The organism is Secundilactobacillus muriivasis (assembly GCF_054785195.1).
This window is the reverse complement of the sequence record NZ_BAABMI010000087.1, coordinates 1-9,429: the sequence shown is the minus strand read 5'-3', so window position 1 is coordinate 9,429 and position 9,429 is coordinate 1. Positions and strand designations below refer to the sequence as shown.

The following is a 9,429-nucleotide window of genomic DNA, read 5'->3' as shown; positions in this document are numbered from 1 at the left end:
TACTCATCTTCAAGTTGCTTTGGTGATTTGAATCCACAGTGACTGTGAATTCTAACTGTGTTGTAAAACGTTTCAATCTATTGATGGAAGGGTGGGATTCCAAAGCGTGCTGAACGTCCATTTCTTGGTATACCTTTTCGGTAGTTACTTGCTCAGAATCCCGATTGATTTTTTTAACACTTCGATCGCTCCTTCAGCGTCACGAAGTTGACGCTTTAGTCGTGCAATCTCCTTGTCCTTATCGCTGGCAAAATTACCAGAGCCACGGCCAAACTCCCCAGTCTCAGTAAACAGCTTAATCCATTTATGTAATGTACTAGCCCCAATACCTAGATTCTTACTTATTTCATTCATGGTCATGTGATCCTTGTTATCTAAGTAATACTGAACGGCCTGTTCCTTAAATTCCTTGTCATAACTGTGCTTCGTCATTATTTGATCCTCCAATTTACTTCCTTAATTATACTAAATCAGAGTCTCTATTTAACCTGTACACTTTTTATTCTAGGCCCAGTGCTAATTCAGCCTGATAAGGTTGACATCGAGATAATTCATAAGAAATTGTTGACGGTGATCGGTTCAGCCGAACGCCCATTTGGATATTGGACAGCCCTAGTTCACAAAAGGTTTCGATTTTAATTCGTTCGGAATAGGTTATACTAGACAAAAGATCAGCTCCTAAAAGATGGGTTTGTGGTAAACACCATTTTAAAGGAAGCTGATCTGTTTTGTCCGAACAGCGGTCGGATTAATTTTACAATCTACCATCTGATAATCCTGTTCTAAGGCCTGATAATTGGCAAACTCTTTACCATGATCAAAAGTAATGGATTTTACTTGGGGACCGAAGACCCCCATAAACTTGCCAAAGGCGGTGTTTAGAGCCTTAGCCGTTCTATTAGGGGCTTTGATGGCCCATAGAAGTCGGGTCTTACGTTCTACGAATGTAACCAGACATGATCGTGACTCACTTCGACTAGAAAGCACCGTATCTACTTCCCAATGACCAAAAGCTAACCGTTGATTAACAGTTGTTGGCCGTTGTTCGATGGAAGTCCCACTTGTAAATTTCCCACGATTTTTGCTCACTCGGTGCTGGCGGACATTCCGATTGGGTAGATCAGTCAATTTGAAGGGGAGCCAGCCACGATTAAGCCAATTATAAATTGACGCAGTGCTCAAGTTATAAGCGGCCGCAATGGTTTCTGGTGACCAGGTTAATCGTAAGTGGTTGGTAATTAAAGTCGCTAATGCTGCCGTCAGCATCGAACGACGACCGCAATTCCGCCTTTTAGGATCTGCATCTTGCTGAGCTAATTCTGGATCATAAGGTTTAACCCGGTCCAACTCATAGCTAATCGTAGCTTTGGCGACGCCTAAGGCGTCAGCCATTACTTGGTAAGATTTATTCCCCTCATTGACCAGTTGTGCTAGTGCGCCACGTTGAAAACGTGATAAAGTAGATGTACCCAAAGTAATCACTCCCTATATTGGTTGGAATTAGCTACTACCATTGTAAGTGATTGCTTTGGGCTTTTTAATTTCTGTTCGGATTAATTATAGAATTTGGTAGATCAAAGTTTATTTTTGCCATCCATATTCACCATGGGAGCGAGGTTCCAATGAATATTTTAATAGACGGTTACGCTGGTTCTTCCCGAAAAAGACCAATTTTAGCCAAGTAACGACTGATGAGATCCTAGCAGCACTTGAACTAATTAATCAACGACCATTAAAAATACATCATCAACAGACTGCCATTGAAAGATTCCGGGCTTGTTCGGATTAAACTTGTAATTTGCCTTATCAAAAGAATGCCTGACGCAGACGATCCACGGGAAAAGTCCGAAGTTTACCACGCGGTTGGTCGAGTAGCTGGCTTAGTTGCCTTGGCGGCGGCCATTATCTGGCTATTACCTTGGGTTTACAGCCTATTCACTTAATTTAAAAAGGAGCCTGCCAAATGAAGAAGGGAAAAGAATTTATCTTTCCAGAGAACGTAGATAAAGATTACGGGATCTGGAAAGACTACACCTTGAAGGATTTTGGCTATGCGGCGCTGGCAGGACTAGTGGGCTTAATTTTTATTGCAATCCCACTAATTTTCATGCAACCGTTTGCAATTTCTGCTAAAAGGTGCCACAATACAAAAGGTAAACGCTATCATTAATACGATATTTTGAATTGGAGGAATATGAAATGGATGAACAAAGTAGCGCAGCGGCAACCAAGAAGTCTGGTTTGCCCAAACTTCCCGCCAGTACCATTTGGATGATCAACTTTGGCTTCTTAGGTGTGCAGATTGCTTTTACCCTGCAAAGCTCACAAATGAGTCGAATTTTTCAAACGATTGGAGCGGATCCCAATAATTTAGGCTGGTTCTTTATTTTGCCACCTCTTGCAGGCTTAATCGTTCAACCAATTATCGGTTATTATTCAGATCGAACTTGGGCACCCAAGTTGGGCGGCCGTCGATTGCCATACTTGGCATTAGGAACCTTGATTGCCATCATCGTGATGTGTCTGTTGCCTAATTCGGGGAGTTTTGGCTTCGGGTACGCATCAATTACGGCATTGGTATTTGGGGCAGTCACTGTTGCCCTGCTGGATGTGTCGTCTAACATTGCCATGCAGCCATTCAAGATGATGGTCGGCGATATGGTCAATGATGACCAAAAGAGTTACGCATACGGGATTCAAAGTTTCTTGTCAAACGGAGGTGCGGTGATTGCAGCTATTTTCCCGTTCATCTTTACCGCATTTGGTGTTGCCAATACCGCTAAAAAGGGTGTCGTTCCCCAATCAGTTGTCATTTCCTTCTATGTTGGTGCCGCAATTCTGTTACTGACAAGTTTGCTGACGATTTTCAAGGTTCATGAATATGATCCTAAGACTTACGCCAAATATCATGGAATTACTGAAGAAGCCAACTCAACCGGTGGTAACTGGTGGTCATTGCTTAAAAAGGCGCCTAAAGTCTTTTGGACCGTTACCTTAGTTCAATTCTTCTGCTGGATTGCCTTTCAATACCTCTGGACCTACTCAGCCGGTGCGATTGCCAGCAACGTTTGGAACACTACCAATGCCGCTTCTGCAGGCTATCAAGCTGCCGGTAACTGGTACGGTGTCTTAGCTGCCGTTCAATCAATCGCTGCGGTTATCTGGTCATATGTCTTGGCTAAAATGCCAAACAACCACCACAAGTTGGGCTACTCAATTAGTTTGGCCCTTGGTGCAGTTGGATTTATCTCCGTATTCTTCATTCACACTCAATACATTTTGATTCTGTCATTTATCTTAGTTGGAATGGCTTGGGCATCGATGAACACCTACCCATTAACCATGGTTACCAACGCCTTGTCTGGTGAACATATGGGGACTTATCTTGGCCTGTTCAACGGTTCAATCTGTCTGCCACAAATTGTTGCCTCACTTGCCAGCTTCGGCTTATTCCCATTATTGGGTAACGCACAGCCTAACATGTTCCTGTTAGCTGGGATCATCATGGCCCTTGGTGCAGCCTCAGTTGGATTCATTAAAGAAACTTACAGAGCTTAGAAAGGACGTTAACTTATGAAAAGAACTTTTGAAGTCGCTCCTTGGAATATTGTGACCCACGACTTTAACCCGGAAGACAAACGACTCCAGGAATCCATGACCAGCTTGGGAAATGGATACATGGGGATGCGTGGCTTCTTCGAAGAAGACTACAGCGGTGACACCCTCAACGGGATTTACCTCGGTGGTGTCTGGTATCCGGACAAGACCCGGGTTGGCTGGTGGAAGAACGGTTATCCCGATTACTTCGGCAAGGTTGTCAACGCCGTTAATTTCATTAAAATGCACGTCAAGATTAATGGCGAAGTCATTGACCTGGCGAAAGACCAGTTCAGCGATTTCGAGCTCAACCTTGATATGAAAAAGGCTTTGTTAACCCGCTCATTTACGGTAACCAAGGGTGATGCCAAAGTAGCTGTCAAATTTGAACGTTTCTTGAGCGTTGCCCAGCAGGAACTGTCCGTTCAGCGGGTGACTGTCCAAAACGTTGGCTCAAATAAAGTGGACCTCGTGATTGATTCTGCAATCGACGGCGACGTTAAGAACGAGGATGCCAACTACGACGAACGTTTCTGGGAAGTTCTCTCAACTGGGCAGGGAACTGATTCGGGCAACGTCTTAGCCGAAACGACCCCTAATCCATTTGGGACGCCACGGTTTACTTCGGGAATGGAAATGCGCAATGTCACTGACTTGACTGCTGAAAAAGTAGCTCAACCCAGTGAAAAAGAAGTGGTCAACGAATTCTTCGGTGTCTTGGCACCCAACGAATCCGCTCAACTTGAAAAGCGCGTGATCGTTGTGACCTCACGGGATTACGACACTCAAGCCGCTTTAACCGATGCCATGCATCGATTAAGTGACCAAGTTGCCGGCCAATCATACGATGATTTGCTGACGGCTCACGAGCAAGTTTGGGCCGACCGCTGGAACAAATCCGACATTGTCATTGATGGGGATACCGAAGCCCAGCAAGGAATTCGGTTCAACTTATTCCAGCTATTCTCAACCTACTATGGTGAAGATTCACGTTTGAACATCGGCCCGAAAGGCTTCACTGGCGAGAAGTACGGTGGTGCAACCTACTGGGATACCGAGGCCTTCGCAGTGCCCGTCTACTTGGGCATTACCGATCCTAAGGTAACCCGCAACCTCTTGATGTATCGTTACAAGCAGTTGGACGGTGCGTACCATAACGCCAAACAGCAGGGACTCAAGGGTGCCCTGTTTCCAATGGTCACTTTTGACGGAATCGAGTGTCATAATGAATGGGAAATTACTTTTGAGGAAATTCACCGAAATGGCGATATTGCTTTTGCCATTTACAATTACACCCGTTACACCGGCGACACTTCGTATGTTCTAAACGAAGGTTCAAAAGTCTTGACCGAAATTTCCCGTTTCTGGGCAGACCGGGTTCACTACAGCCAGCGAAACAAGAATTACATGATTCATGGCGTGACTGGCCCTGATGAGTATGAAAACAACGTTGATAATAACTGGTATACCAACATTCTGGCCCAGTGGACGTTGAAATACACGCTTCAGATTCTTAAGGAAGTTTCACCCGAACAAGCTAAGAAGCTGAATGTTAGTGAAGATGAAAAGAAGCATTGGCAAGACATTGTCGACAACATGTATCTGCCATATGACAAAGATCTCAACATCTTCGTTCAACACGATGGCTTCCTCGATAAAGATCTCAAGCCGGTATCAGAAATTCCTGCAGATCAATTACCATTGAACCAGAACTGGTCATGGGACAAGATTTTGCGCTCCCCTTACATTAAGCAGGGGGATGTACTGCAGGGTATCTGGGACTTCATTGATGACTTTACACCGGAACAGAAGAAATCCAACTTTGATTTCTATGAGCAATACACCGTGCATGAGTCAAGCTTGTCACCTGCCATTTACTCCGTGTTGGCTGCTGACCTTCACTATGAAGAAAAAGCCGTTGAACTTTATGAACGAACAGCACGACTTGATCTGGACAACTACAACAACGATACCGTTGATGGCCTGCACATTACGGCGATGACCGGCGGCTGGATTGCGGTGGTCCAAGGATTCGCTGGGATGCGGGTTCGCGACGGCAAGTTGCATTACGCACCATTCCTGCCGAAGAAATGGTCACACTATTCATTTAGACAAGTCTTCCGTGATCGTTTAATTGAAGTCGACGTTGATCAGGATGGTTCCCACTTCAAGTTAATTGATGGCGAACCAATTACGATTGATGTTGCCGGTAAGCCTGTTGAATTGAGTAAGTAATAAGCATGATGATGAGCGAGGAATCGCTCATTTGCTGTATAGCAGGAAAGGATATCATGAAAGTAGTAGAGAAGGATTTTGGGCAATTACCTGACGGAAAAGTCGTGACGGCGTTTACCCTAGAAAATATCAAGCACACACAGATTACTGCAATTTCATACGGGGCAACTTGGCAATCGTTTTCCGTTGAACGTGATGGTGTCAAACAAGAATTGTTAGTCCAATTTGATGATTTAGCCGCGTATTTAGATAATCCATTCCATTTTGGAAATACAATTGGTCGTGTTGGTGGTCGTCTATCAAAAACTGATTATGATATTAATGGGGCACATTTTACATTAACGCCAAATGATCATGGCAATGTTTTACACTCTGGCATTAATGGCTTTGATGCGGTTAATTGGCACGGTGAAGCAAGAAATTTGGGTACAGCGGCGGAAATTAATTTCACACGTACTTTTGATGATGAATTCGCCGGACAATTAGCTGCCCAAGTGACCTATCGATTGGACGATGAAGATCGTTTAGACATTATATTTAGTGGCGTTTCAACCGAGAATACATTGTTCAATCCAATGACGCATGTCTACTTTAATTTAGTTGGTAAGGATCAAGATATCAGTCAGCATAAATTACAAATTGCATCACGTCAACATCTTGAAGTTGATAATCACATGATTCCAACCGGTAACGTGATTGATAATCAAAATACAAAATTTGATTTTGCGCATTTGCATGCCTTGGGACAAGAGCATTACGATGATGCTTGGGTATTAGATCCCAGCCGTCAAGGGGAGGGAGTAGGACTAACTTCACCCGATGAAAGTTTGACCTTGACAGTGGATTCAGATCGCAATGGTGTGGTTGTATTCACTGCCAATCCTGATGATAGCAGTGACATTAAAACAGCGCTTGCTATTGAGATGCAGACCTTGCCTGATGCGGTTAATCATGAAGGCTTTGGTGATATTGTTTTGCCAGCAAATGAAACAAAAACATATACTGTAACTTACCAAATTAAAAAAAGCGAGGATAAATAAAAATGGCTAAATTTTCAGATATTAAAGGTTTTGCCTTTGATTTAGATGGCGTTATTGCTGACACGGCGCGTTTTCATGGTGAAGCTTGGCATCAAACAGCTGATGAGGTTGGCACAACTTGGACACCAGAATTGGCTGAAGGTTTGAAGGGCATCAGTCGCATGGCTTCCTTGCAAATGATTTTGGATGCTGGGGATCATGCCGATGATTTTTCTCAAGCAGATAAAGAAGCATTAGCAGAAAAGAAAAATCATAATTATCAACAACTCATTTCAACATTGACGGAAGATGATGTTTTACCTGGCATGAAAGATTTCATTCAATCAGCTATGGCAGCCGGCTATAAAATGTCGGTAGCTTCAGCCTCTAAAAATGCACCAATGATTCTAGATCATTTGGGATTAACTGAGTATTTTGTTGACATTGTTGATCCCGCCACTTTGACAAAGGGAAAACCTGATCCTGAAATCTTCGTTCGTGCTGCGGAAGTCTTACATTTAGATCCAGAAAATGTCATTGGATTGGAAGATTCAGCTGCTGGAATTTCCTCAATCAATGGCGCAGGTGAAACATCACTAGCAGTTGGTATTTCAGATGTGTTGTCAGGAGCGGATCTGAATTTTGAGTCTACTTCAGAAGTGACATTAGCAAATATTGAAGCTAAAATGCAATAGATAACTAAAAAGAGTGTCAGTACATAAAAACACTGACACTCTTTTGTTGTTGGCAAATTACAAGTTTAACTAAAGGTTGAAAGTTAATATTTCCACTTAAGCCCTGATCTGTTAGGGCTTTTTTGCTACAAAAATAGACATGAAACCATCCACATCTGTATACTTAAAGCGTCTAAACAAAAACCATACAGAGGAGTTTCATACCTATGTCTACAATACAATACAATGACACTGATATTCATCATTCTTTTGCTCATTTTTCAAAATTGGTCCATCTCTCCGCTATTTTGCGTCGTGTCAATATCCATAAATCGCGCGGTATTAAAACTGAACGATTATTTGAATGGTTATTGACCACCATCTTTAATCGCTACTCCATTTTTAGAGCAGAAAAGGCTAACGATTTTTCAAAACGAACTGTTCGCAATTGTCTAAATGATCCACATATTAATTGGCAACGACTGGTTCAGCTATTAGCGATCCATTTGATCCAATACGTGCAACATTTTACCGATCCAAGACGGCGACAAGCTTTGATCATTGATGATTCATTGTTTAAACGTGAATTTTCACGCAAAACTGAATTATTAGCTCGTGTTTTTGACCACGACAAACAGCAGTATTTTAAAGGCTTTCGGACACTAACTTTAGGCTGGAGTGACGGCAATACTTTTTTACCGCTGAACTTTGCCTTGATGTCATCAAGCCACGCCAAAAATCGGTTTGGACGCCTTAAGTCCAGTGATCAACGATCACTGGCCGCGAAACGACGTACACAGGCAACCCGTAAAATGACCGATGTCGCTTTAGAATTAGTAGATGATGCAATCAAATCCGGCATCAAGGTCAAGTACGTCTTATTCGATAGCTGGTATGCATCACCGCGTATGTTTGCGGCCTTGCTAAAACGTCATTGTCATGGGATTGGCATGTTGAAAAAAACTAAAAAGGTCTATTTTCGTTATCGTGGCCGAGAAATGGATATTAAGACTTTATACACTAACTTACGGCGCAGTAAATGGCCAATTAAGGATAGCTATCTATACAGTCCAATCGTCACATTTGAAGTTGATGGCGAAAAAATCCCAATGAAGTTAGTCTTCGTAACCAAACGTGGCCAGGCTGATCAATATCTTGTGTTGGCGACCACAATGACTGACCTAAGACCAGAAGCAATCATTCAGATGTACGGTCGGCGTTGGCAGATCGAATGTTATTTTAAAGTCGCTAAACAATACCTGCAATTTGATCAGACTCAAGTCCAAAGCTATGATGGGCTTTGCGGTCACCTAGCAATGGTCATGTTAAGCTATGACGTCCTTGCATTGGTGCAACGTGAAAATATGGACGACAGGACGCTGGGTGACTTATTCTTCGATTATGGACGACCGTTGCCTGATATTAAGTTAGTAAGTGCGTTGAATTGGCTGATACAAACAATTACTGGTCTAGGTGAAAAACTCGACATGGCGGTTGAAACATTAACTATTATTTTTGACGAATTTATAAAAGCATTACCGAATAGCCTGGCCAGGCTACTCGGTAATGCTCAATGAAGTGGAAACTAGTAATATATCGTGCCATAACCGTTTGACATCAATGGTTACGGTCTATTTTGATACTTTCAACCTTTAGTTGTCTGTCTCTTGCTACCGCCTTTAAAGCGGACCTAAAGAGATCAGTGTACAGCTGGTCTCTTTCTTTATACCCAAATATTAACACAGGTTACTTACTTTGTACATTAATTTGTAGCTTCATTTGCTCGCTTATGCATGCCAAAATAATTGTCGAGAGCGTAAAATATCGTGTGTAAATGCATAAAAGATTTCTGAATTGTATAGAAATAGGGAATGCCTTCCCTTATGATATTTAGTAACCACAGA

6 protein-coding genes and 5 pseudogenes are annotated in these 9,429 nt (G+C 42.7%); 8 read left to right on the top strand and 3 right to left on the bottom strand.

The genetic code is table 11. From position 1 onward, the window contains the following. Positions 1–144: 144 nt before the first annotated feature. The 3 genes and pseudogenes from ACYVR3_RS15525 to ACYVR3_RS15515 all read right to left on the bottom strand — a co-directional run. Positions 145–432: a transposase gene (locus ACYVR3_RS15525; protein WP_003688751.1), complete on the bottom strand. Its 288-nt coding sequence runs from the start codon at positions 430–432 to the stop codon at positions 145–147. Positions 433–514: 82 nt separating this feature from the next. Further along, positions 515–667, bottom strand: a pseudogene (locus tag ACYVR3_RS15520) (helix-turn-helix domain-containing protein); the annotation flags it as partial. A 98-nt stretch (positions 668–765) separates the two neighbouring features. Beyond that, positions 766–1,473: pseudogene (locus tag ACYVR3_RS15515) on the bottom strand (IS30 family transposase); the annotation flags it as partial. Positions 1,474–1,573: 100 nt separating this feature from the next. On the opposite strand from ACYVR3_RS15515, the pseudogene ACYVR3_RS15510 reads away from it, so the two are divergent. The 8 genes and pseudogenes from ACYVR3_RS15510 to ACYVR3_RS15475 all read left to right on the top strand — a co-directional run. Beyond that, positions 1,574–1,789, top strand: a pseudogene (locus tag ACYVR3_RS15510) (transposase); the annotation flags it as partial. Positions 1,790–1,802: 13 nt separating this feature from the next. Further along, a pseudogene (locus ACYVR3_RS15505) lies at positions 1,803–1,943 on the top strand (CagC family type IV secretion system protein); the annotation flags it as partial. 20 nt (positions 1,944–1,963) lie between these two features. Continuing rightward, positions 1,964–2,098: pseudogene (locus ACYVR3_RS15500) on the top strand (conjugal transfer protein); the annotation flags it as partial. Between the two features lie 101 nt (positions 2,099–2,199). Next, positions 2,200–3,558, top strand: a complete 1,359-nt coding sequence (locus tag ACYVR3_RS15495; RefSeq protein WP_461244948.1) for an SLC45 family MFS transporter — start codon at positions 2,200–2,202, stop codon at positions 3,556–3,558. A 15-nt stretch (positions 3,559–3,573) separates the two neighbouring features. After that, positions 3,574–5,832 carry a glycoside hydrolase family 65 protein gene (locus ACYVR3_RS15490; protein WP_461244947.1) on the top strand — a complete coding sequence of 753 codons (2,259 nt, stop codon included), beginning with the start codon at positions 3,574–3,576 and terminating at the stop codon, positions 5,830–5,832. A 56-nt stretch (positions 5,833–5,888) separates the two neighbouring features. After that, positions 5,889–6,872, top strand: coding sequence for an aldose epimerase family protein (locus tag ACYVR3_RS15485; protein ID WP_017261405.1), 984 nt, complete (start codon positions 5,889–5,891; stop codon positions 6,870–6,872). Positions 6,873–6,874: 2 nt separating this feature from the next. After that, on the top strand, positions 6,875–7,546 hold the full coding sequence (pgmB, locus tag ACYVR3_RS15480) for a beta-phosphoglucomutase (RefSeq protein WP_056939261.1): 672 nt from the start codon (positions 6,875–6,877) through the stop codon (positions 7,544–7,546). Positions 7,547–7,752: 206 nt separating this feature from the next. Continuing rightward, positions 7,753–9,102: an IS4 family transposase gene (locus ACYVR3_RS15475; protein WP_461244946.1), complete on the top strand. Its 1,350-nt coding sequence runs from the start codon at positions 7,753–7,755 to the stop codon at positions 9,100–9,102. The last annotated feature ends 327 nt before the right edge of the window (positions 9,103–9,429 follow it).

Bases quoted from the DNA above. Each gene is read 5' to 3' on its own strand.
- ACYVR3_RS15490 (WP_461244947.1), top strand. From the start codon at position 3,574: ATGAAAAGAACTTTTGAAGTCGCTCCTTGGAATATTGTGACCCACGAC.
- ACYVR3_RS15495 (WP_461244948.1), top strand. From the start codon at position 2,200: ATGGATGAACAAAGTAGCGCAGCGGCAACCAAGAAGTCTGGTTTGCCC.
- ACYVR3_RS15485 (WP_017261405.1), top strand. From the start codon at position 5,889: ATGAAAGTAGTAGAGAAGGATTTTGGGCAATTACCTGACGGAAAAGTC.
- ACYVR3_RS15525 (WP_003688751.1), bottom strand. From the start codon at position 432: ATGACGAAGCACAGTTATGACAAGGAATTTAAGGAACAGGCCGTTCAG.
- ACYVR3_RS15475 (WP_461244946.1), top strand. From the start codon at position 7,753: ATGTCTACAATACAATACAATGACACTGATATTCATCATTCTTTTGCT.
- pgmB (WP_056939261.1), top strand. From the start codon at position 6,875: ATGGCTAAATTTTCAGATATTAAAGGTTTTGCCTTTGATTTAGATGGC.